This window comes from Nocardia sp. NPDC058519 (assembly GCF_042719755.1).
In the GTDB taxonomy this organism is placed as follows: Bacteria; Actinomycetota; Actinomycetes; order Mycobacteriales; family Mycobacteriaceae; genus Nocardia.
Genome location: NZ_JBHXNK010000007.1, coordinates 204294 through 228746 on the forward strand (window position 1 = coordinate 204294; position 24453 = coordinate 228746).

Annotated in this window: 13 protein-coding genes and 1 riboswitch; of the genes, 8 read left to right on the forward strand and 5 right to left on the reverse strand. The window is 66.8% G+C overall.

The features are described 5' to 3' along the window. Positions 1-33 precede the first annotated feature (33 nt). The 8 genes from ACFWPK_RS11460 (at position 34) to gcvP (ending at position 8059) form a co-directional block, all read left to right on the forward strand. A complete protein-coding gene (locus ACFWPK_RS11460) occupies positions 34-675 on the forward strand; it encodes a CDP-alcohol phosphatidyltransferase family protein (RefSeq protein WP_378914518.1) in 642 nt (213 codons plus the stop codon). Between the two features lie 27 nt (positions 676-702). Continuing rightward, complete coding sequence (gene gcvH / locus ACFWPK_RS11465; RefSeq protein WP_378914519.1) at positions 703-1116, forward strand: glycine cleavage system protein GcvH; 414 nt, start codon at positions 703-705, stop codon at positions 1114-1116. 176 nt (positions 1117-1292) lie between these two features. Beyond that, positions 1293-1778 (forward strand): FHA domain-containing protein, encoded by a 486-nt coding sequence (locus ACFWPK_RS11470; RefSeq protein WP_056817657.1) that lies wholly within the window; start codon positions 1293-1295, stop codon positions 1776-1778. Positions 1779-1848: 70 nt separating this feature from the next. After that, the gene (locus ACFWPK_RS11475) at positions 1849-2637 is read left to right on the forward strand and encodes a MerR family transcriptional regulator (protein ID WP_378914520.1); all 789 of its coding nucleotides are present in this window, start codon (positions 1849-1851) and stop codon (positions 2635-2637) included. Between the two features lie 159 nt (positions 2638-2796). Continuing rightward, complete coding sequence (locus tag ACFWPK_RS11480) at positions 2797-3270, forward strand: bifunctional nuclease family protein (protein ID WP_067446263.1); 474 nt, start codon at positions 2797-2799, stop codon at positions 3268-3270. Positions 3271-3428: 158 nt separating this feature from the next. Continuing rightward, positions 3429-3986 (forward strand): MerR family transcriptional regulator, encoded by a 558-nt coding sequence (locus tag ACFWPK_RS11485; protein ID WP_131816826.1) that lies wholly within the window; start codon positions 3429-3431, stop codon positions 3984-3986. 167 nt (positions 3987-4153) lie between these two features. Then, positions 4154-4900, forward strand: coding sequence for an MspA family porin (locus ACFWPK_RS11490; protein ID WP_378914521.1), 747 nt, complete (start codon positions 4154-4156; stop codon positions 4898-4900). A gap of 84 nt (positions 4901-4984) precedes the next feature. After that, positions 4985-5084, forward strand: a riboswitch (glycine riboswitch). Positions 5085-5248: 164 nt separating this feature from the next. Beyond that, positions 5249-8059 carry an aminomethyl-transferring glycine dehydrogenase gene (gene gcvP, locus ACFWPK_RS11495; RefSeq protein ID WP_378914522.1) on the forward strand — a complete coding sequence of 937 codons (2811 nt, stop codon included), beginning with the start codon at positions 5249-5251 and terminating at the stop codon, positions 8057-8059. 86 nt (positions 8060-8145) lie between these two features. On the opposite strand, the gene ACFWPK_RS11500 is transcribed toward gcvP, so the two are convergent. The 5 genes from ACFWPK_RS11500 to ACFWPK_RS11520 all read right to left on the reverse strand — a co-directional run bounded on the left by ACFWPK_RS11500 (position 8146) and on the right by ACFWPK_RS11520 (position 24358). Further along, on the reverse strand, positions 8146-9006 hold the full coding sequence (locus ACFWPK_RS11500) for an ABC transporter permease (RefSeq protein WP_378914523.1): 861 nt from the start codon (positions 9004-9006) through the stop codon (positions 8146-8148). Beyond that, on the reverse strand, positions 9003-9803 hold the full coding sequence (locus ACFWPK_RS11505; protein WP_378914524.1) for an ABC transporter permease: 801 nt from the start codon (positions 9801-9803) through the stop codon (positions 9003-9005). Before ACFWPK_RS11505 ends, ACFWPK_RS11500 begins: the two co-directional genes overlap by 4 nt. Continuing rightward, on the reverse strand, positions 9800-22945 hold the full coding sequence (locus tag ACFWPK_RS11510) for an amino acid adenylation domain-containing protein (RefSeq protein WP_378914525.1): 13146 nt from the start codon (positions 22943-22945) through the stop codon (positions 9800-9802). The genes ACFWPK_RS11505 and ACFWPK_RS11510 overlap by 4 nt, the downstream gene beginning before the upstream one ends. Positions 22946-23528: 583 nt before the next feature. After that, a complete protein-coding gene (locus ACFWPK_RS11515; protein ID WP_378914526.1) occupies positions 23529-23762 on the reverse strand; it encodes a hypothetical protein in 234 nt (77 codons plus the stop codon). After that, positions 23759-24358: a TetR/AcrR family transcriptional regulator gene (locus ACFWPK_RS11520; RefSeq protein ID WP_378914527.1), complete on the reverse strand. Its 600-nt coding sequence runs from the start codon at positions 24356-24358 to the stop codon at positions 23759-23761. Before ACFWPK_RS11520 ends, ACFWPK_RS11515 begins: the two co-directional genes overlap by 4 nt. Between the last annotated feature and the right edge of the window lie 95 nt (positions 24359-24453).

Genomic DNA, 24453 nt, shown 5'->3' on the forward strand with positions numbered 1-24453 from the left:
CGGATGGCGCGAGCAGGGGTCGCTGCGGTAAGCATGGGCGTGGCAACCGAATCAGGAACGCCGGGCACGCACGACACCGAATCCGGTGGCGTGTTCAGCGACCGCATCCTGACCGTGCCGAACGCGCTGAGCGTCTTGCGGCTGATCGGCATCCCCGTTTTCCTGTGGCTGCTGCTGGTCCGCCACGCCGACGGCTGGGCGTTCGCGCTGCTGATCGCCAGCGGTTTCACCGATTTCCTCGACGGCAAGCTCGCCAGGCTGCTCGATCAGTCCTCGCGTCTGGGCGCGTTGCTCGACCCGCTCGTCGACCGGCTGTACCTGGTGACGACCCTGGTGGCCTTCGTGGTGCGCGGCCTGCTGCCCTGGTGGCTCGCGGTGATCTTGATCGCACGCGATCTGGTACTCACCGCGACCCTTTCGGTGTACAAGCGGCGCGACCTGCCCGCACCGGAGGTGATCTACCTGGGGAAAGCGGCCACTTTCGCGCTGATGTCGGCGCTGCCGTGGATCCTGACCGGGGAGATGGACTGGGCGGGGGCGAGTTTGGGGTGGGCCTTCGGCTGGGCACTGCTGATCTGGGGTACGGCACTCTACGTCTGGACCGGGGTGCTCTACGCGGGGCTGGCGGTCGCGGTCGCGCGATCGATACCGCCTGTGCCGCACCACGGGAGCTAGTCGATACTGTTGCGTGCAACGTCGACGATGAAAGGACGTCCTGTGACCCGGACCCCTGAGGAACTGCGCTACACCGAAGAGCACGAATGGGTGCGGCGGACCAGCCCCACGGCGGTCCGTGTCGGCATCACCGATTACGCCCAGTCACAGCTGGGTGACGTCGTGTTCGTCCAACTGCCCGACGTCGACAAGGATGTGACCATCGGCGAGAGCATCGCCGAGGTCGAGTCGACCAAGAGCGTGTCCGACATCTACGCTCCGCTCAGCGGCAAAGTCGTTGCGGTGAACGAGGATCTGGTGCAGTCACCGGAGACGCTCAACACCGATCCCTACGACGAGGGCTGGTTGTTCGAGCTCGCGTTCGACGACGAGGCAACCCTGGATTCCGCCCTCGGTGAACTGCTGGATGCAGCGGGTTACCAAGGAGTTATCGGGGGCTGACGCAGCCTTCACAGTTCTCCCTGCACGGGCACGCCCCGGCAGGGTACGGTCAAAGCCAAGCGGATACGTCGGGGAATCGACGCCGGGAACTTTCCTGGCGATGTGATCGCGCCGGTCGTGTCGCCGAATACAGCACCTGCTTGCATGGATAATCAGGTTCGAGGAGGAGAGAAACGGTGAGCGAGAACAGGGACCCGGGTTACGGGGAAACCGCGGCCGAGACGACGTCGGTCTTCCGCGCGGACTTCCTCAACGAGGTCGACGCGTCGCGCTCCGCAGAGCCGACCGGCGAACAGCCGGTTCAGGGCGTCGAGGGCCTGCCGGCCGGCGCGGCCCTCCTGGTGGTCAAGCGTGGCCCGAACGCGGGCTCGCGTTTCCTGCTGGATCAGCCGACCACTTCGGCCGGCCGCCATCCCGACAGTGACATCTTTCTCGACGACGTCACCGTCAGCCGTCGGCATGCCGAGTTCCGTCAGGACGACGACTCGTTCCAGGTCGTCGATGTGGGCAGCCTCAACGGCACCTACGTCAACCGGGAGCCGGTGGACTCCTCGGAGCTGCAGAACGGCGACGAGGTCCAGATCGGCAAGTTCCGGCTGGTCTTCCTGACCGGTCCGCGCGCGCAGGCGAACGAGTCGGCGTCGGGCGCGGGGTCGCGATGACCCCAACGGTACTGGTGCCCGCGAAGGGCACAGTGCTGTGACAGGGGCGGCGCAGTGGGCGCGCGGAGGGATGTCGATCGGCTCCGTACTCGACCTGCTGCGACCAGATTTTCCTGATATCACCATCTCCAAGATCCGGTTCCTCGAATCCGAGGGCCTGATCCGGCCGGAACGGACACCGTCGGGATACCGGCGGTTCTCGGTTTCCGACTACGAACGGCTGCGCTTCGTACTGACCGCCCAACGCGATCAGTACCTGCCGTTGAAGGTGATCAAGGAGCAGTTGGAAGCGATCGACAGTGGTGCGGCGACGATGGGCGTGCGTGAAGCGCGCGCCCATGCGCACTCCCACCACGGGGCCGCGGAAGCCGGGCACGGTGTGTCCGGCTCCGCGGACGCCGACGACGAGGCGGTGAGCCGCGCCGCGCCGCGCCGCCTCGGTATCGTTCCCGGCGCGATCAGGCCGGAGGAACTGCGCGTCGACGTCGGCGTGCGGCTCACCAGGACCGACCTGCTCGCCAAGGCCGATATCGACGACCGTTTCCTCGACGATCTGCTGCGCGCGGGACTCATCGTCCCCGGCGCCGGCGGATTCTTCGAGTCCGATGCGGTGACCCTCGCACACGCGGCGAAGGCGATGGCCGAATTCGGCCTGGAGGCACGTCATCTGCGCGCCTTCAAACTGGCCGCCGACCGCGAGGCAGCGCTGATCGCGCAGATCGCCGCGCCCATCGCGAAGAGCCGCGATGCCGACGCGCGCGCACGCGCGGAAGAGACCGTCCGCGAACTCGCGGCACTATCGCTGAACCTGCACGCCGCACTGGTGAAAGCCGCGGTGCGCACGGCCCTCGGCGGCTGACACACCCGGCCGGGTGATCAGGTATCGCCCCGGCTACACACCGATTTCGGCTCGAACGTCTCCGTTACGCGCCTCAGAATTCGCCTAGACTCAGTGATACGGCGAGCTGTGCAGCTGTCGTGCCGGCCGGCGGCCGAGTATGGGAGGCAGGACTTACTCATGAGCGAGATGCGTGTTATCGGCATCCGTGTCGAGCAGCCACAGAACCAGCCCGTGCTGCTGCTGCGGGAAGCTTCGGGGGAGCGGTATCTGCCGATCTGGATCGGGCAGGCCGAGGCGACGGCGATCGTGCTCGAGCAGGAGGGGGTCACGCCGATCCGTCCGCTCACTCACGATCTGATCAAGATTCTGATCACGGAGCTGGGACACACACTCAAGGAAGTGCGGATCGTGGATCTGCAGGAGGGCACCTTCTACGCCGACCTGGTCTTCGACGGCGACCTGCGGGTCTCGGCGCGACCCTCGGACTCGGTGGCGATCGCCTTGCGCGTGGGGTGCCCGATCTACGCCGAGGAACCGGTCCTCGCCGAGGCGGGATTGGTGATGCCCGACGAGCGGGAGGACGAGGTGGAGAAGTTCAAGGAGTTCCTCGAGTCGGTTTCGCCCGACGACTTCAAGGCGACCGACAGCTGATCACGATCTTCTAAACCTTAAGTAGAGGTCCAGGGAATCGCGGCGTTTGGTGCTTGGTGTGACTGCACCGCAGGTCCGACAATGGCAGGAGTAACCTCGAAAGTCGGGCAACATCCGTCGTGACTCCGACCCGAGAACGTCGGCAGAAGGAGCGATCAGTGGAAGAACAAACGCAGGATGTCGTACAGCCTGGCTTGTTCCCGGACGACTCGGTTCCGGATGATCTGGTCGGCTACCGGGTGCCGAGCGCCTGTCAGGTCGCCGGAATCACCTACCGTCAGCTCGATTATTGGGCCCGTACCGGGCTGGTCGTGCCATCGATTCGCGGTGCGGCGGGGTCGGGCAGTCAGCGGCTGTACTCGTTCAAGGACATCCTTGTCCTCAAGATCGTGAAGCGGCTGCTGGACGCGGGCATCTCTTTACAGAACATCCGGATCGCCGTCGATCACCTGCGTAGCCGTGGCGTCGGCGATCTCGCCGGGATCACCCTGTTCTCCGACGGAACCTCGGTGTACGAGTGCACCTCGCCCGAGGAAGTCGTCGATTTACTGCAGGGCGGCCAGGGCGTCTTCGGCATCGCGGTGGGTGGCGCGATGCGGGAACTGACCGGCGCGATCGCGGATTTCCCCGCCGAGCGGGCCACCGCGATCACCGACCGTCCCGAGGACGAGCTGTCCTTCCGCCGCAAAGTTCGGGAGAACCGCAAGACCGGGTAGTCACGAGCGCTGACCCTCGCTGACCTCATCACGTTGCCGAACCGGTGTGGTGCCGGATGAACGAGGGAATAAGAAGCCGCATCGGTCGGGACACGCGCCCGCGCGACGCAGGGGAAACGGCTGTCGGATTCACTAGTGTCCGGATCATGTTGCGAATCATCTGGAGAGTGAGTTACATCGCCTCAGCGCTGGCCATTCTGTCGCAGCCGACCGCACACGCCGATACCGTCAATCTGCCACCGCACGAGAAGACTTTCGAGTCGGATATGGGCAGTTTCACCGTCGGCACACACGATGAAGTCATCTATCGAATCGCGCCGTTGAACAACGTCCCCACCAGCCGTGAGGCGTTGGTCTCCACTGTCGCGTACGGACGGCTCGACGGGCAGGCCGAGGGCGTGCTCAAGACCGGTTACTCCGTCGGCTGTGCGGCCAGGATCGGTGCCGTGCTCCCTGGTATCGATCCCACCATGGAATTCGGGCTCGAGGGGCCGCAGCAGAACTACGCGACGGAGCAGGCGCAGCGGCAGGCGACGGAGCAGGCGCAGTCGGAGACCGTCCAGCGGTCGAGTTCCGGCGAGACGGTGCAGTCCCAGACGCAGGAGTCCGGGCAGTCACAGGAGCTCGAATCGGCACAGGTGCAGGAGTTCAACGGCATCCTGCCTTCCATCCTGTTGGACCCTGGTCTGTTCCTGGAGTTGGAACTGGAACCCGGCGACATCACCAACATCGATATCGGGGAGGGCAAGCCGCTCATCCCGGGCGAGACCGTGCGGATCGTGACCCGCGACTTCCACATCAAAGTCGACAACTGCGCGGGCCCGGTCACCATCCGCCAATACACCTATGTGCAAACCAGAACACCCGCGGTCGACGACAGCGGAGCCGTGTTCGGCGACCCCACCAGCCTGTAGCGAGTGTGGGTGACGAGCGCTACACCCTGAGCGGGGTCGCGGTGGTGCTGCGGGGGTTTGTCTGCCATTAGACTGGACGGGCGTCGCCGCCGTGCGGGAGAGTCCTCGGTTCGCGAGAACCGGGGCGCCGAAGGAGCAGCACCTCCCCGTCAATCTCTCAGGCAACAGGGACCGCACGGTGATTCGACGCCTCTGGAAAGCGGTGGCATCCGGCTGCCCGCCCACGGGGAAAGGGGCACGGTCACCGATTTTCGGGGCCGGGTTTCCGAATCTCTCAGGCGCACAGACAGAGGGGGAGGGCTGGTACCCGTCGACCACGAGGTCGACCCGCCCGACCTGGAGCTGCCCGTGACCCGTTCGTTCGCCGACCGCCACATCGGACCCGATTCCGACGAACTCGCCCGGATCCTCGCGACCATCGGCGTCGAGTCCATCGACGCACTCGCGACCACGGCGCTGCCCGCCACGATCCTCGACGAGTCCGGCCTCGGCGCATTGCCCGCGCCCGCCTCCGAGCACGAGGTGCTCGAAGAGCTGGCCGCGCTGGCGCACGCGAACACCGTCGCCACCTCGATGATCGGCCTGGGCTACTACGACACCCTCACCCCGCCGGTGCTGGTGCGCAATCTGCTCGAGAACCCCGCCTGGTACACCGCCTACACCCCGTACCAGCCCGAGATCAGCCAGGGCAGGCTCGAGGCGCTGCTCAACTTCCAGACCATGGTGTCGGATCTGACCGGTATGGACGTCGCGAACGCCTCCATGCTCGACGAGGCCACCGCCGCGGCCGAGGCGATGACGCTGCTGCGCCGCGCGGGCAAGTCGAAGTCGCACCGCCTGCTGATCGACGCCGACCTGTTCCCGCAGACCAAGACCATCATCGGCACCAGGGCCGAGCCGCTCGGCATCGAGATCGTCGAGGCCGACCTGTCCACCGGTGCGCTGCCAGAGGGCGAGTTCTTCGGCGTGATCGTGCAGACCCCGGGCGCGTCGGGCCGCATCGTCGACTGGACCTCGCTGTTCGCCGCCGCCCACGAGCGCGGCGCGCTGGTCGCGGCAGGCGCCGATCTGCTCGCGATGACGCTGAGCACCCCGCCCGGTGAGCAGGGCGCGGATGTCTGCTTCGGTACCACCCAGCGCTTCGGTGTGCCGATGGGCTTCGGCGGCCCGCACGCCGGGTACCTCGCCGTGCGCACCGCGTTCGCCCGTCAGCTGCCCGGCCGTCTGGTCGGTGTCTCCGTCGACGCCGACGGAGCGCCCGCCTACCGGCTGGCGCTGCAGACCCGTGAGCAGCACATCCGCCGCGAGAAGGCCACCTCCAACATCTGTACCGCCCAGGTGCTGCTGGCCATCGTCGCCGCGATGTACGCGAGCTACCACGGTGCCGACGGGCTGCGTGCCATCGCGCGCCGGGTGCACGAGCACGCCGCCGCCGTCGCGACCGGTCTCGGCGGGGCCCTCGTGCACGGTGCCTTCTTCGACACGGTGCTCGCCCACGTGCCCGGCGGTGCGGAAGCCGTTGTCGCCAAGGCGAAGTCGAAGGGCATCAACCTGCGCCTGGTCGACGCGGACCACGTCGCGATCGCCTGCGACGAGGCCACCACCGACACGCACGTCGCCGCCGTCGTCGAATCCTTCGGCACCGCACTGACTCCCGACGCGGGCACGGGCACCGAGCTCGCCGCGATCGAGACGCGTACCTCGGACTATCTGACCCACCCGGCGTTCACCCGCCACCACACCGAGACCGCCATGCTGCGCTACCTGCGCGCGCTCTCGGACAAGGACATCGCCTTGGACCGCAGCATGATTCCGCTCGGTTCGTGCACGATGAAGCTCAACGCGACCGCGGAGATGGAGCCGATCACCTGGCCCGGCTTCGCGCGGTTGCACCCCTTCGCGCCCACCGACGACACCCCGGGTGTCCGCAAGCTGATCGCCGACCTCGAGCAGTGGCTGGCCGAGATCACCGGCTACGACGCGGTGAGCCTGCAGCCCAACGCCGGTAGCCAGGGCGAGTACGCGGGCCTGCTCGCGATCCGCCGCTACCACCTCGATCGCGGCGACGACCACCGCGACACCTGCCTGATCCCCTCCAGCGCGCACGGCACCAACGCGGCCTCGGCGGCCATGGTCGGCATGCGCGTCGAGATGGTGAAGTGCCGCGCGAACGGTGACGTCGACCTCGACGACCTGCGCGCCAAGATCGCCGACCACGCCGACCGGCTGGCCTGCATCATGATCACCTACCCGTCCACCCACGGCGTCTACGAGCACGAGGTCGCCGAGCTGTGCGCGCTCGTGCACGACGCCGGCGGCCAGGTGTACGTCGACGGCGCGAACCTCAATGCCCTTGTCGGCCTTGCCCGTCCGGGCCGGTTCGGCGGCGATGTGAGCCACCTGAACCTGCACAAGACCTTCTGCATCCCGCACGGCGGCGGCGGTCCCGGCGTCGGCCCGGTCGCGGTGGGCTCGCACCTGGCGCAGTACCTGCCCGGTGACCCGCTCGAAGCCGGTTCGCACGCGGTGTCGGCGGCGAACTACGGCTCCGCCTCGATCCTGCCGATCACCTGGGCCTACATCCGGATGATGGGCGCCGAGGGCCTGCGCGCGGCGACCCTGACCGCGATCGCGTCGGCCAACTACATCGCGCGCCGCCTCGACGCCTACTTCCCGGTGCTCTACACCGGCGAGAACGGGATGGTCGCCCACGAGTGCATCCTGGATCTGCGCGAGATCACCAAGCAGACCGGCGTCACCGTCGACGACGTGGCAAAGCGACTGGCCGACTACGGTTTCCACGCTCCGACGATGAGTTTCCCGGTCGCGGGCACCTTGATGGTGGAACCCACCGAGAGCGAGAACCTCGAGGAGATCGACGAGTTCATCGCCGCCATGATCGCCATCCGTGGCGAGATCGACCAGGTCGCCGCCGGGGTATGGCCGGTGACCGACAACCCGCTGCGCGGCGCACCACACACCGCCGCCAGCCTGGTCGCCGAGTGGGACCACCCCTACAGCCGTGAGACCGCGGTGTATCCGCGCGGAATCGGCCATGCCCGCCCGAAGGTGTGGCCGTCGGTGCGGCGCATCGACGGTGCGTTCGGTGACCGGAATCTGGTGTGCTCGTGCCCGCCGCTGGATGCCTACGAAGACTGAGCCAGCGCTCTCGGGGCGAGCGGTCGTCGCAACACACTCGATCGAGAGGTTGCGGCGACCGCGTCGCCTTCCGGGGTGATCACTGATCAGCGCCGGGACGCGCGTCGATAGCCACGGATGGCGGGGATGGCGAACACAGCGATCGCACCCGCCGACCACGCGACGATTCCGGTCAGCGGCCCCCGCACCTCACCACCGAGGGCCAAACCGCGCATCGTCTCGATCGCATAGGTCATCGGCTGGTGCTCGACCAGTGGTTGAGCCCACTGTGGATACGCGGCCAGCGGTACGAACCCCGTGCAGAAGAACATCAGCAGCGAACTGATCAGGGTCACACCCTCCACCAGGGTGGCTTCGGCCGTGTGTACCGCGATAGCGGTAACGAAGGTGGCGAACGCGGTGCCGAACAACACCGGCACGAGCAGCCAAGCCACCGCGGCGGGAATACCTTGCTGGAAACGGAACCCGAGCGCGAGACCTGTGCACGCGATCACGAGCGTGGTGACCGTGATCCGCACGACTTCCGCGGCGATCCGCGCCGACAACCCCGATGCGCGATGCACCGGCAGGACCCAGAGTCGAGCCAGCCACCCGTGGTCACGATCGCGGCCGAGTGAGATAGCACCGGCGGTGGCCCCTGACATCGCCGCGACGAGTGTCACCATCGGCACCGAACCGTAGAGGGCACTGTTTCCCGCGAAGGCCGAGATCTGCCGGCCCAGAACGGTATTCAGAATCACGAGTAGCAAAGCGGGGAAGACCAGCGCCTGTAGCACCATGATCGGATCGCGGGACCAGCGCAACAACAACTGCCGGGTTTGGACGAGCGTCTGCACCATCAGGGCGCGGATCGAGTTCTCCGGCCGCCATCGCGAGGGAGACGGTGGCGGAAATCGCGGTGCCGATGTCAGTGCGGGTTCGGACTCGATACTCGTTGACGCCATCACGGCCTTCTCGCTATCAGAAACATCGCCAGCGGCACGAACACCACGATCAATCCGAGAGCCCAGGCCAGCGGTGGACCCATCACCGACCACGTCACCGCGGCGACACCGGCGGTGGTATCGCCGGCAAGAACGCGCAGCGCGGACGCGAACTGCGAGATCGGCTGATTTCGCACGAACGGCTGAATCCACTGCGGGAACTGCTCTGCCGGTGCGAACCCGACCGAGAGCATGCCGAGAATCAATTGCGGGAGCGTGAGCGCCTGCGTGGTTGCCTCCGGACTCTTCGAGATCGTCCCGAGCACATCGGCTCCGAGCGAGAGCGCCGCACCGACGAGCATCGCGAACAGACAGAAACCGATCGCCGAAACAGGACCGCGGTCGAAACGGAACCCGATCACATAACCGCACGCGATCGCGGAGATCAACGCGATGCCACAGCGGAGCATATTGGCAGACATTCGTGCCGCCAGTGGCGTCGCGACGCCGATCGGCATGGTGGCGAACCTGCGATTGATCCCCCCCGTCGCGTCGGAGGCCGCCCGGAACGCCGCGGCGATCGACGTGAACGCGATCGCTTGCAACACGATCATCGGCATGAGAAATTGCGCGTAGCTACTGAGTCCGTGCCCGAAGACCGTCATCACCAAGTTCAGCGGGACATAGAACCCGATGGTGAACACCACCGGCGTGAGGATCGACAACACGATCTCGCCGTTGCGCCACGAGGGTGCGATCAATCGACGCGTCAGTACCCACCATTGCCCGAGCGTGGACAGTTCGGGATTCGTCGTAGTCACGATTTCCCGGGCACGATCGCGAGATAGCTGTCGACCACCGTGGCGATCTCGGGAAGCACTTGCGGGGTGGTCATCGCGTCGTGGTCGGTATCGACCACGACATTGCGCAGGAAGCCGGTGACGAAGGGCCGCCAGTTCTCGACCCCCCGGTCGGGGTCGACGGCATCCCGAAGGGCGGTGAAGTACAGCAGGTTTCCGTCGAAGACCGGCGGTAGATAACCGGCGACCAACCGAGCCGAGCGGTTGTAGGAGTCGGTCAGCCGCTCGATGTGGATCGCTTCGACGAGCTGTCCACCGATCGAATTGTTGATCAGCGCGGCGGCCTCGGCGGCTGACATCTGTGCCGGGATCGACTCGAAGCCTAGGGTCGCGCCGAACTCGTGGACGAACTCGCCGGGTGTGAGTGGCGCGTCCGGATCGGCATCACGCACCGCGAGATCGGCGTCGAGCACCGCGAGGAGGGCAACGGGTTCACCCAGCTGTTGCAGCCGTGCTGCCACGGCATGGGCGATGAAGCCGCCGAACGACCATCCGAGCACGTTGTACGGTCCGTGTGGTTGGCGGGTACGGATCTCGCGCACATAGCGGTCGGCGTACGCGTCGATCGACTCGGGTGGTTCCCCTTCGCCGGTCAGCTCGGGGGACTGCAGGCCGTAGATCGGTCTGCCGGGCGCCAGGAGCTGGGAAAGACCGGCATAGGACCAGGCCAGCCCCGAGGCCGGGTGAACGCAGAACAGCGGTGGCAGGTCACCGTCGGTGCGGATCGGCAGCTGTACGGCCAGTGGCGTGTCGGAATCGACCGTAACCGAGCCGGGCACGGCCGCCGCGGTCTCGATCCGCCGTGCCAGCTGTTCGACCGTGCGTTCGGTGAACATCCACAGCACCGCCACGTCGGTGTCGAGTTCGCGTCGAAGCTGATCCACGACGCGGGTGGCGAGCAGGGAATTGCCGCCCAGTTGGTAGAAATCATCGTCCAACCCGACCTTGGGGGTATCCAGGACCTGGGCGAACGCGTCGGCGACACTTCTCTCGATCGGTGTCATCGGCGCCCGGAACGGTGTCGGCACAAGGATCGGTTCGGGCAGTGCCTTGCGGTCCAGCTTTCCGGTGAGTGTCCGTGGAATCGCGTCGAGCACCGTGATCGAAGCGGGCAGCATATGGACGGGCAGCCGGGTGGACAGGAACTTGCGCAGCTCTCCCATATCGGGGGCGTGACCATCGGCGAGGACGACGTAGGCGGCCAGCGCGGTGGTACCGGGCTGGGCATCGTGGCCGATGGTCACCGCGAATTCGACCCCGGTATGCGCGGTGAGGGCGGCGTCGACCTCGCCGAGTTCGATCCGGACCCCACGGACCTTCACCTGGAGGTCCGCGCGTCCGATGTACTCGAGTTCGCCGGCCGTCGTCCAGCGGACGAGGTCGCCGGTCCGGTACATCCGCGCACCGTTGTCGAACGGATTCGCGACGAATCGCGTGCCGGTCAGGACCGGTCGTCGGTGGTATCCGCGGGCGAGGCTGGGGCCGGCCAGGTACAGCTCACCGGTGACGCCGATGGGGACGGGCCGGAGCCAGCTGTCGAGAACCTGAATTGTGGTGCCGCGCACCGCTGTTCCGATCGATACCGGGTCGCCCGCGTTGATCGGGTCGGTGCCGGTCGCCCAGATCGTGGACTCGGTCGGTCCGTACAGGTTCATCATCTTCCGGCCGGCAGACCACCGGGTGATGAGCTCCGCTCCGACCGCTTCGCCTGCCACTGCGAGGACTTGCACGCACTCGAGGCCGACGGGGTCCATGGTCGCCAAGGCGGTGGGGGTGATGACCATGTGCGAGACCTGATGGTCGGTGATCAGGTCGGCGAGTTCGTCGCCGCCGAACACGGTGGGTGGCGATACCACCAGCTGGGCGCCGGATCCGAAGGCCATCAGGAGTTCGAAGACCGCGGCGTCGAAGCTGGGTGAGGCGCAATGCAGCACCCGTGCCGAGGACGTGAGGCCGAGCCGTTCTTGTTGGGCCTGGACGAGATTCGCCAGACCACGGTGGGTGACGGCGACGCCCTTGGGGAGTCCGGTGGAGCCGGAGGTGTAGACCATGTAAGCCGGGTGGTCGACGCGCAGGGGGCGCACTCGCTCTTCGTCGGTGATCGGTGCCGCCGACATCGACTCCGATCGATCGGCCGATGCCGGGTCGTCGAGGATCAACCACTGCACCGAATCCGGCAGCGTCTCGTGCGTCGACCCGACGGTCAGGCCGACCACGGCCCCCGAGTCGGCCACCATGTGGGCGATCCGATCCGCGGGATAGGTCGGATCGGTCGGCACGAAGGCCGCGCCTGCCTTGGCGATGGCCCATACGGCCAGCACCGATTGCAGTGAACGCCGGATACCCACCGCGACAACGTCTTCCGGACCGATCTGGTGGTGGATCAGCAGCCGGGCCAGCTGATTGGACCGCTCGTCGAGATCGCGGTAGGAAAGTTCGATCCCGCTCGCGGACAGTGCTATCCGGTCGGGATCGACCTGCGCGGCGGATGCCAGCAGCGACGCCAATGTTCTCGGTTCGACTCGGTTCGGCTGCGTGGCGGTCATCTCGGCCAGCTCCGGCTCGGACAGCACATCGAGCCGCGCATTCGGTAGGTCGGGAGTTGCGGCGAAGGCTTCCAGAACCCGGACCAGCCGTTGGGAGATCCGTTCGAGCGCAGGGCGATCGAAGGTCGCGGTCAGGCCCTTCACCTCGAGCCGGAGCCGTTCTCCGGGGATCGCGAGCAGGATCAACGGGTAATGCGTGTCGTCGGTGGCGTGCAGGTCGCTCACCCGCATCCCGGCGATGTCGGTGGTGTGCAGCAACTCCCGCTGCTCGATCGGGTAGGACTCGAAGACCGTCATGGTGTCGAAGAGTGTGCCGAGGTCGGCCGCCTGCTGAATATCGGCAAGACCGAGATGTTGGTGATCCAGCACCGCGGCATGCTGCGCCTGCACGCGCGTGAGCAGCCCGGACAATGTTTCGGCGGGATCGAGTTGCACCCGGACCGGCACGGTGTTGATGAACAGTCCGATCATCGATTCGACGCCGGTCACCTCGCCGGGTCGCCCCGACACGGTGGTCCCGAAGACGACATCGCGGCGGCCGGTCGATATCGACAGCAGGATCGCCCAGGCCGATTGCACGATCGTGTTCACCGTGATTCCGCGCTCCCGCGACAGGTCGTTGATCGCCGCGGTGGCAGACGCAGGCAACTCGACCGACACGGTGACGGTCGGGGGTGTGGTGAGCGACTGTGCGTGTGCGTCGGCAGCCGGTGCGATCAGGGTCGATTCTTCCAGCCCGGCAAGGGCTTTCGACCATGCCTGCTGGGCCGCCGCGTGGTCGCGGCGGGCGAGCCAGGACAGGAATTCACGATAGGGCGGCGCCGGGGGCAATGCCGAGCCGTCCCCATCGATGGCGTAGAGCGTCAGTAACTCCCGGATCAGCAGCGGCATCGACCATCCGTCGAGGACGAAATGGTGGGCGGTGATCACCAGGCGGCAGTGGTCGTGGGCGACGGTGATCAATCGAAAGCGGACCAAGGGCGGCGTACCCATGTCGAACGGTGTGGTGCGGTCGGCCCTGGCCAGTTCGGCCATGCGCTGCGTGCTCGCCCCATCCGATCGGTCGAGGAAGTCCTCGGCGAAGGGCAGGGTCGCGTGTTCGAGCACGATCTGGACGGGATCGTCATCACGTTCGACGACTGCGGTGCGCAGGTTCGGATGCCGATCGATCAGTGCCTGTCCCGCGCGCCGGATTCGATCCGGTTGCACCTGTCCGCGCAGGTCGAGAGACATCTGCACGGTGTAGAAGTCGATGCCGTGCGCGGCTAGGCGGGAATGGAACAGCAGCCCTGTTTGCAGTGGCGTCAGCGACCACACATCGGTGAGGGTCGGGAACTGGTGCTCCCATGCGTCGATGTCTTTCTGGCTGGCCCGAACCAGGTCCAGATCCGACGGTGTCAGTCCACCGGCGGCGGGCCCCTCCGCGTGCGTGGTGAGGGCGGTCATCGCCCGCGTCCAGTACTCGGCCAATTCCCGCACCGCCGCCCTGGTGAGCAGTCCGGTCGGATACGACAGGGTCGCGGTCAGCCGCGGCCCGGCCGGGCTGTCCTCGGTGCGTGCGTCGACGGCGAGCACGGCACCGGCGGGCATGTCGTCGTTGTGGGTGGCGCCCAGCGCGTCAGGTCCGGCGATCGGAAGCCATGGTCCCCGGGGGACCGCCGCGTCGACGCGGCCCAGATAGTTGAAGCTGATCTGCGGGGCCGGGAACTCGCGCAGGCTCGGTGCGGTGGCGGGATCGAGGTATCGCAGGAGCCCGAATCCGATACCGTGGTCGGGTATCGCGCGCAACTGTTCCTTGACTCGTTTTATCGTGATACCAGCTGCTGGACCGGCCGCGAACGCGTCGTCGATGTCGATACCGGACAGGTCGAACCGCACCGGGAACACATTGGTGAACCAGCCGACGGTCCGCGAGAGGTCCGCGCCGACCACGTCCTCCTCACGGCCGTGGCCCTCCAGCCCGATCAGTACCGAATCGGTGCGATTGCCGCGCCAGCGCTGCACCGCGAGCGCCAGCGCGGCCAGCATCGGATCGTGGACGCCGGCGCGATAGGTCGCCGGGATGGTGGACAGAAGCGATTCGGTGACCTGCGCCGACACCTGCACCTGCACCTGCTCGACCGTGCCGGCCACGTCGACGGCGGGATCCAGCGCGCGGGTGCCGAGCAGCGGATCCGGGCCCTCGAGGATGCGGCGCCACAGGTCGAGCTCCCCCGAACGCGTCGCGGCGACCTCGACCAAACCATGTGTCCAGCGCCGCCAAGAGGTGCCGACCGGTGGCAGCGTCGGCCGTTCTCCGGCACTGATCTGTCCCCATGCCGCAACGAGATCCGGTACCAGCGTGCGCCAGGAGACACCGTCCACGACGAGATGGTGCACGACCAGCAACAGGCGCGGCTCGCAGCCCGCGTCGGCGGTCGGGTCGAACCAGACAGCCTGCATCATCAGCCCGGCTTCCGGGAAGAGCCGATCCGCCGCTGCCGACATTTCTTGTGCGGCAACGACATCGAAGTCCGTATCGGCGTCCACGACTACGCGATGGACCAGCGCCGATGCGGCGACCGACCCGGGCGGAGCCACGTGGAAGGACCAGCCGGTCGAATCGTGGACCAGGCGCGCACGGAGCGCGTCGTGATGGTCGAAGACGGCCTGCAGCGTCGCCGCGATCGTCTGGTGGTCGATTCCAGCCGGCAGGGTGAGCATCATCGTCTGACCGAACCGGTCGAAATCTCCGTTCGAGGATTCGATCAGCCACCGTGCGATGGGGGGCAGTTCGACGGTGCCGATCCCGCCACCGGGAAGCTCGTCGACGAGGTCGCGGCCCTGGGCGCCGCCGCGAGCGGAGACGATCTCGGCGAGCGCGGCAGCAGTAGGATTCTCGAATACATCACGGGGGGAGAGGTACAGCCCCTCGGCTTTCGCGCGCGAAACCAGCTGGATCGACATGATGCTGTCGCCGCCGAGCCCGAAGAACGAGTCGTCCGCGCCCACCGTCTCGACACCGAGTGTCTGGGCGAAGAACCCACACAGCTGCCGCTCTATCTCGGTGGCAGGCTCGCGTGTGTGGGTCCGCGCCCGGTCGAACGACGGCACGGGCAGCGCACGGCGATCGAGTTTGCCCACCGGTGTCCGCGGAACAGATGTCAGGAATTCGACGGCGGCCGGCACCATATAGCTGGGCAGCGAGCTGCGCAGGGCCGCTATCAGGTCATCGGCGTTGTGCTCCGCACCCGATGCGGCCTGCACATAGGAGACCAACACCGTTGCGCCGGTGGGTCCTTCGCAGCCGATCGTCACCGCGAATTCGATCCCGGGGATCGCGATCAGTGCGGCATCGATCTCCCCCAACTCGACGCGGAAGCCCCGGATCTTGACCTGGAAATCGGCGCGCCCGACGTACTCGAGCTCGCCGACCGTCGTCCATCGGACAAGGTCACCGGTCCGATACATCCGTGCACCGTTGTCGAACGGATTCGCGACGAATCGCGTGCCGGTCAGGACCGGTCGTCGGTGGTATCCGCGGGCGAGGCTGGGACCGGCCAGGTACAGCTCACCTGTCACGCCGAGCGGGACGGGCCGGAGCCAGCTGTCGAGAACCTGAATTGTGGTGCCGCGCACCGCTGTTCCGATCGCTACCGAGTCGCCGGCGGCGATCGGGTCGGTGCCGGTCGCCCAGATCGTGGACTCGGTCGGTCCGTACAGGTTCATCAGCTCCCGGCCGACCGACCATCGGGTGACGAGTTCCGCTCCGGCTTCTTCGCCGGCCACTGCGAGGACCCGGACACTGTCCAGGCCGATCGGGTCCATGGTCGCCAAGGCGGTGGGGGTGATCACCATGTGCGAGACCTCGTCGTCGGCGATCAGGTCGGCGAGTTCGTCGCCGCCGAACACGGTGGGCGGCGCCACCACCAGGCGGGCGGCGGATCCGAACGCCATCAACAGCTCGAACACCGCGGCGTCGAAACTGGGCGAGGCGCAATGCAGCACCCGTGCCGAGGACGTGAGACCGAGCCGTTCTTGTTGGGCCTGGACCAGATTCGCCAGACCGCGATGGGTGACGGCGACGCCCTTGGGGACTCCGGTGGAGCCGGAGGTGTAGATCAGATACGCGGGGTGGTCGACGCAGAGCTCGGACAACCGGTCCGCGTCGGTGAGCAACCGGTCGGAAGCGGCGGCGATGCTCTCCGTCGTCGCCGTCGCGTCGATCTCGAGCCACCGCGGCCCAGCGGGCAGATGGTCACGAATGCCGGTGGTGGTCACGCCGATCGCGGCGCCGGAGTCGGTGAGCATGAATTCGATCCGCTCGGCCGGGTGCTTCGGGTCGATCGGCAGGAAGGCGGCGCCGGTCTTCGCCACCGCCCACACCGCGGTGATCGATTCGACCGAGCGGTGCAGAGCCAGGGCAACACAGGATTCCGGTCGGGCACCCGCGTCGATCAGTACCCGTGCCAGGCGGTTGGACTGCTCATCCAGCTCGCGGTAGGTCACCGAGATTCCCTCGTATCGCAACGCTGTCGCGTCCGGGTCGCGCGCCGCGGCGTCGGCCAGGATCTCGGCCAGTGTTCGAGCCGAGATCGACTCCCGGCCTGCCACAGTGGTCAACTCCTGGAGAACAGCGGAGTCACAAGGCTGCACGGTGGCCACCCGCGAATGGGGGGCGGAGGCGATCTGTTCGAGGTAACGCACGACCTGCGCCAGTAGCTCGCCGGCCTGGTCGTGGTCGATCGCCGCGTCACGGAACAGCAGCTCGAGCGTGAGGGATTCGCCCGGAACGACCATCAGGTTGACCGGGTACGGTGCCGCGTCGGAGCTGTCCACCGCGAGGACCTTCAGCCCTGCGGCATCGAGCGCGTGGCTCAGCACCGAGTGATCGACCGGATAGGATTCGACCACGATCAAGGTATCGAACAACTCGGACATGTCGACCGCGTGGTGAATGTCGGGGAGCCCGATATGGTGATAGTCGAGCAATCGACTCTGCTCGAGTTGGATGCGCGTGAGCAACTGCGACAATTCTTCGGCCGGGTCGAGCCGGATGCGTACCGGCAGTGTGTTGATGAACAGCCCGAGCATGTGCTCCACGTCGGCTACCTGCGGCGGCCGCCCGGACACGACGCAGCCGAATACCACGTCTGTGCGGCCGGTGAGCGTGGCCAGGACCATTGCCCAGCACGCCTGCACGGCAGTGTTCAGCGTGACCCCGTGCCTGCGGATCGTGGTGGTGAGCGCCGCCGTGGCTCGGGCACCGAGCTGCGAACGGACCACGCTCGCAGCGGTTTCCGATTTCCAGTGCTCGGTGGTCGTCACCCTCGTGGCGGAATCGAGGTCGGCCAGCGTCTCTTGCCACGCGGCGATGGCCGAGGCCGCATCACCTTCGGCCAGCCACGCCAGGTAGTCACGGTAGGTGTGGGCGGGCGCGGGCTGTGCTGTTCGCGCACCGTCCATGTACAGGTCGATGAGTTCTCGCACCAACAGCGGGGTCGACCAGCCATCGAGCAGAATGTGGTGGCCGGTCACCACGAGTCGGTGACGGTCGGTATCGGTCCGGATCAGCTGAAACCGCAGCAGCGGTGGGTCCGCCGTGTCGAACCGCCTCGCGCGGTCCTCGGCGAGTAGTCGTTCGACGATGTCGTCGCGCGCATTCCGTTCGCTGAGATCCAGCTCGTGCCAGCAGATCTCGACATCGTCGACGACGAGCTGCCGCGGCCCGGACTCGGTGTGCTGGAAGGCGACCCGCAGGCTGTCGTGGCGGTCGAGCAGGGTTTGCGCGGCGGCGCGCAGCCGGTCCCGATCCAGCGGTCCGGCGATCGTCAGCACGGATTGGTCGATGTATTCGTCGGCGGTGTCGGCGGCGTAGGCCTCGTGGAAAAGGATTCCGGATTGCATCGGCGATAGTGGCCAGATATCGGACAGGGTGGGGTACTGCTGTTCCCATCGGTCGATCTCGGTTTGTGTGGTCGACACCAGCGCGAAATCCGACGGCGTATGCCCGCCGACATCCGGTGAGCCGGTGACCGCGACCAAGCCACGCAGCGCCGACAGCCACAGCTCCGCCAGTGCGCGGATCTCCTGCTCGCTGAACAGAGCGGTGGGATATGACCAGTTCGCGGCCAACTGAGTCCCCGCCGCAGTGTGCTGCACGCTGGTGTCGACAGCGATTTCCTGGCGCGAGCGTGCCTGTGGGTCGCGGGCCCGTGTGAAGGTCACAGGCTGCCAGCCGTCGTGCTGCCAGTCCTCGGTACTGCCCAGATAGGTGAAACTCAGCTGCGGTGCGGCGATCTCGGTGAGCTCTCCGGCGAGGTAGCGCAGCATCGAATAGCCGACGCCGTCGCCGAGTTGCCGCAGCTGTTCCTTGACCGTCTTGAGTACGCCGCCGGCGCTGGGACCACCGGCGAAGGCGTCGTCGAGATCGATCCCGGTGAGATCGAGACCCGCTGGATACGCGGCATCGAAACCGCCCACCGTGCGGTCGAGTTCGGCACCCGTCACTGCGTTGCGGCCGCTGCCGTTCACCATGACTCGAAGGGAATCGCCTGCGCCGCCACGCTCATGACGCCAGCGGGTGACCGCCATGGCCAGCGCGGCGAGCAGCGCGTGCTCGACATCGGCGTGGAACCGTTCGATCACCGTCCCCAGCAGCGCTGTCGTCACCGGTACCGGGACCATGACCTGCAGGTCACTGGTTTCGGCCGGGTCGCTCCGCGGTTCCTCGGCCCGAGCGGCGAGGGCTGGATCGGGGGTGGCTGTCACTTGCTGCCACATCGCTACTTCGCCGCGTCGGCGAGGGCCCTGCGCTTCGGCCGACAGTGCCCGCACCCAGGCTGGCAACGACGTCACGGGAGCCTCGAGTTCCGGTGCTTCGCCGATCATGATCGCCGAGCATGCGGCAGCCAGGTCGGCCACGACGATCGGCCAGGACGCCGCGTCGATCGCGAGCCGGTGCACGACCAGCCACAGCAGGCCGGTCTGCTCGTCGTCGGTCGGGTCGATCCACACGGTCTGGACCAGATGCCCGGCGGCCGGGTCCAGCCGATCGAGGGCGTAGTCGAGTTCGCGGTCGGCCACGGCCATGGGCTCATGGGGTGTGGTGACGTGCCGGACCAGGTCGTCCGCCGGGACCGCGTCTGTCGGCCGGATGTCGATGAACCAATCGCCGGCGAGGCCGGAATCCGACCCTGACGTGCGTGGTATCGCGCGGAGCATGTCGTGGCGATCGAGGACAGCCTGCAGGGCTGCCGTGAGGACCGATCGGTCGACTCCGTGCGGGACCGTCAGGAGCAGCGCTTGGGCGTCGCGAGTGATCCCACCTGCGCGATCGAGCATCTCGTAGGCGATCGGCGTGCGGGTGAGTCCCATGTCGCCGGGCAGCGCCGGCAACGCGGACCCGAGATCGGTGGCGGCAGCAGCCAGCCCGGCCACGGTCTTGTGTTCGAAGACATCCTGAGCGCTGAACTCGAGCCCGAAGGCCCGTGCGCGCGCCACCAGTTGCACCGAGCTGATGCTGTCGCCGCCGAGCGCGAAGAAGCTCTCATCCGTGCCGACCGTAGCGACGCCGAGCAGCTCGGCGTACAACCGGGCGATGGTGTGCTCGCGCGGCGTGGACGCAGCCCGGCCCGAACCGGCAGGAGCGGTGAGGTCGGGCTGCGGGAGAGCCTTCCGGTCGACTTTTCCGGTCGGGCTCATGGGTATCGCATCGAGGAGTGTGATCGCCGAAGGCACCATGGTGGGCGGGAGAATTTCCGCGGCGAATGCCTGCAGTGACGTGGGATCGATGTCGGCGCCCGCGCTCGGCAGCACATAGGACACGAGAATCGTCGCGCCCGACGGTGTCGGCGTGCCGACGGTGACGGCGAAGTCGACGGCATCGTGGCTGGTCAACACGGAATCGATCTCACTGAGTTCGATCCGGACGCCGCGGATCTTCACCTGGAAGTCACTGCGGCCCAGATACTCCAGCGACAGTTCCCGCGCCGATCCCTCGGTTGCCCGGTCGTCGAGCCCGGACCAGCGCACCAGATCTCCGGTGCGGTACATCCGGGCACCCGAACCGAAGGGATCGGCGACGAAATGGTCCGCGGTCAGGCCGGGCTGTCCCTGGTAGCCCCTGGCCACACCCGGTCCGGCCAAGTAGAGCTCGCCGACCGCCCCGACCGGGACGGGCCGAAGCCTGCGATCGAGCACCATCGCCGACACTCCGCGAGCCGGGCCGCCGATCGTGATCGGCTGGCCGGCCCGCATCGCCGCGCTGAAGGTGGCCGAGATCGTGGTCTCGGTGGGTCCGTAACTGTTGACGATCTGAACATGGGGCGCCCACCGGGATACCAGCTCCGGCGGGCAGACATCGCCGCCGACGACAACACAGGCGAGTTCTTCCAGCGCGGTCGGATCGACCGTTGCCAGCACCGCGGGCGTCACGTGCAGCCGATTGACCCGCTGTTCCCGCAGGAGGGCGGTGAGCTGTTCCCCGGCATAGGCGTCCGGCGCTGCTACCACGACAGTCGCCGCCGACACGAAAGCTATCAGCAGCTCCTCGATCGAGGCGTCGAAGCTCGGTGAGGCGACCTGGGCAACCCGCGATCGGGTGGACAACGGTACATCGCCGATCGCGCTGTGCACCAGGTTGATCAGACCGCGATGACCGACGACCACACCCTTCGGCTTGCCGGTCGACCCCGACGTGTAGATCAGGTAGGCGCTGTTGTCGACATGGATCGGAGCGAGCCGGTCGGCATCGGTGATCGACGACGCCGGTATGGCCGCATACCGTTCGTCGAGGGCCGGATCGTCGATCACCAGCCAATCCATCTCGTCGGGCAAGGTGTCGCGTGCCCCGGTGACCGTGAGCCCGATTCGAGCGCCGCTGTCGGCGATCATGTGGCCGATCCGCTGGGTCGGGTACCGCGGGTCGATGGGAACGAACGCCGCACCGGTCTTGGCTACCGCCCAGATCGCCGTCACCGAATCGGCCGATCGCGACATCGCCACAGCGACTGCGGTTTCCGGGCCCGCACCGGCACCGATCAGCATCCGAGCCAGCCGGTTCGACTGTTCATCGAGCTGGCGGTAGGTCATCCGCCGGTCACCGGCGATCACGGCCACCCCGTCCGGATTCGACCGGGGCCCCGCCGCCAGCAGGTCCGGCAGCAGCACCGGCTCCGATCCCGAAGGCCCGCGGGCGGGCACGATCGCGGCGTGTTCACCGGGTGACAGCAGCGGCACCGACGATGCCGGGGTATCGAGACCGGCGGTGACGAACTCGTGCAGGAACTCGATGAAACGGTGGTAGTGCCGACCGAGTTCGGCCTCGGTGTACAGGTTCGGGTTCGCCTGGAAGTCCAGGTGTGTGCTTTCCGTACCCCGGGCCGGATACAGGTTCACGAACAGGTCCTCGATCAGCCCGGAGGTGAGCACATGCAAGTCGCCGACGACGCCGCCGAGATCGATGACCCGGTCGGAGGGCATGATGTTCACCGACGGTCCGAACGATGCGGCGCGGTCGCTGCTGAAACCGAGATCCCGGAAGATGTCCTCCTGGCGATACCGTTGCCGACGCAGCGCCCCGGTCAGTTCGTGCTGAGCCGACCGTATCAACGCGCCGACGGTGGGATCGGTACCGATGCCGAGCCGCAACGGCACGACGTTGGCGATCATGCCGCCGGACCGGCGCAACGAGGCGTTGGTTCGTGCCGATACCGGCAGGCTCAGGCTGACCGTATCCTCGCCGGTCATCCGCGCGAGATAGACACCGAACGCCGCGACGACCACGGGCGCTACCTGCGAATTCGCTGCTGCCGCGATGGCGTCCATGGCGGCCGCGGTCACCGCGGTCAGTGCACCTCCCACCCGCACGGGATGCGAGTCCGCGTCGGCGGTGCGGCCGGACAGGCTCACCGGGGCCGGCGCGTCGGCAAGGTGGTCTCGCCAGTACTCACGATCCGCGGCGAACCGTTCGGAGTCGCGGTATTCGGCGTCTGCTCGCACGATCTCGCGCAGGTCGTCGGCGTTGCACGGAGGGGGCGGGTCGCCGGCCTTGGCAGCCGAGTACAGCTGAGCGACCCGCTGCATGATCGTCATCGCCGCGTATCCGTCCAAGGCGATGTGATGGATCCGCGAATAGAAGTAGTAATGAGCCGTTCCGACCCGCAGGAGCGCCGAGTGCACCAGTCGGTCGCTCACCATGTCCAGCGGTGCGGTGTACTCGCGAGTCATCCAGTCCCGCGCCGCCCGGATCGGGTCCTGGCATTCGTGGAAGTCGATCTGGGGCATCGTCTCGTCAAGGGTGTCGTCGATCATCTGGTACGGCACGCCGTTGGTCTCGGCCAACCGCAGAAACCCCGACCCGAACTCCCGTGCCGCCCGGCGGCTGCACACCGTCAGCAGCTCGCCGTCCACCTCGCCGACAAACTCCACATAGTGGGCGATCGAGATGGGTATTTCCTTACCGGCGATGTGCTGGGCAAACCAGATACCCCGCTGGGCCGCCGACAATCCGAACGCCGAGGTCGGCACGGTGGGAGTTTCGCGCCATTCTTCGGTTTTGTACGGTTGTTCGCTCACACATATCCCCTGACTCGCGTTCGTGCCCGGTCAAAGCGCAGAACTCCTGTCAGCCTCAATCTGGTATCGATATGCACCAGACCGCAAGCCGGGCTGATCTGTGTCGATTGATTGCGCTATGCCACCCGGTGATTTCATCAGTGAACAGCCGAAAATGCGCTGAGCAGAATAGAGAAGGGAAGGGCTGGAGCTGTTCCCTGCTGAGGATTAAACATCTATTTCCGGCCGATACTAGCCAAGACGGGAAGGCGCGTCGACCCTGAATATCGACGGCCGCGCAAGCGCCCGGCACCCAGCTCCGCGTGGCTCGCCCAGATGGGTCGGGAGGCTTCGTCTCATGACGGGACGAAGTCCGTTAGTTCGACGAAACATCCATCGGACCTGCGTAAATGTGCGGTGCGAATGGTCGCCGACTGCGACCGGCTGGACTCGGAGCGGCACCGCTCAGCGCTGTCTCCGTCGCTCCCGAGCCTGTCGGAGTCACCTCACTGAGCCGTCGAACCGGACCGAACAGCCATTTTATTTGTCACAGAATATCGGCAATCGAATATCAATTCGTATTCGCCGGGTTCAGCGTCGAAAGTCACGGTACCGCGCGGGTGCAGAAATGCGGCATGGGCAGGCGGTTCAGTGACTGGGACGCAACGGGGGTAGAGAAATAGGGCTGCGGTGCCGTATCCTCCACCATCAGCCATGGATCGACCGTATCGCGCCGCTCCTGGTTTGTTGTCGTTCCCTTTTCGCCTGCGCGGGCGCTAATTTGTTCGCGTCGGCGGGTGATGCCAGGTTTTCGGGTAACGATTTCGCCAAGTGTCATCGACTTCGGGTATCGACTGGGATTCTTGCGAGTGTGGCCGCGACATCCGCGGATCGGCGTGCCTGCTCAGCGGTGACCGGTTCGTGGGTGATGAACAGCCGGTGGAACAGCGGTGCGATGGCGAGCCGGATGATCTCGGCCGCGTCGATGTCCGGCTCGACCTCACCGCGCACGATCGCCCGCCGCACGATCGCCGCCGCCTCGTCGTGGCGTGCGGCGTAGAAGCCGCGCAGCGCGGCGGCGGCGTCGGGATGCTGCATGCCCGCTGCGACAAAGGCTGTTGCCACGGTGCCTGCGTCGGGATCGGCGAAGCTCGAGCGAACCAGCTCGGTGAGCGCACGGAGATCGCCGGTGAGGGTGCCTGTATCCGGGATCGGCCACGACTGTTCCGCGGCGCGCTCGAGCGCGTCGGCGACGAGGCCCTCCGGTCCGCGCCAGCGCCGGTAGACGGTGGTCTTGTGTACCCCGGCCCGCTGGGTGACCGCATCCACGGTGAGGCCCTGGTAGCCGTGCTCGGCGAGTTCGGCCGTCGTCGCGTCGAGAACAGCTTCCCTGACCCGCGCGCTACGTCCGCCGGGGCGTCGATGCGGTTCCAAAAACTACTCCTGTTGCGTTAGTTGTTGGAGGTTTGTATGGTTAAAGCTACACGAGTCGCGATTGGAGCATTGTTTGACCACTCAACTGTCCCTGC

Excerpts from the sequence above, each read along its gene's own strand:
- ACFWPK_RS11460 (WP_378914518.1), top strand. The coding sequence starts at position 34 with ATGGGCGTGGCAACCGAATCAGGAACGCCGGGCACGCACGACACCGAA.
- ACFWPK_RS11515 (WP_378914526.1), bottom strand. The coding sequence starts at position 23,762 with ATGACACTTGGCGAAATCGTTACCCGAAAACCTGGCATCACCCGCCGA.
- gcvH (WP_378914519.1), top strand. The coding sequence starts at position 703 with ATGAAAGGACGTCCTGTGACCCGGACCCCTGAGGAACTGCGCTACACC.
- ACFWPK_RS11475 (WP_378914520.1), top strand. The coding sequence starts at position 1,849 with ATGTCGATCGGCTCCGTACTCGACCTGCTGCGACCAGATTTTCCTGAT.
- ACFWPK_RS11480 (WP_067446263.1), top strand. The coding sequence starts at position 2,797 with ATGAGCGAGATGCGTGTTATCGGCATCCGTGTCGAGCAGCCACAGAAC.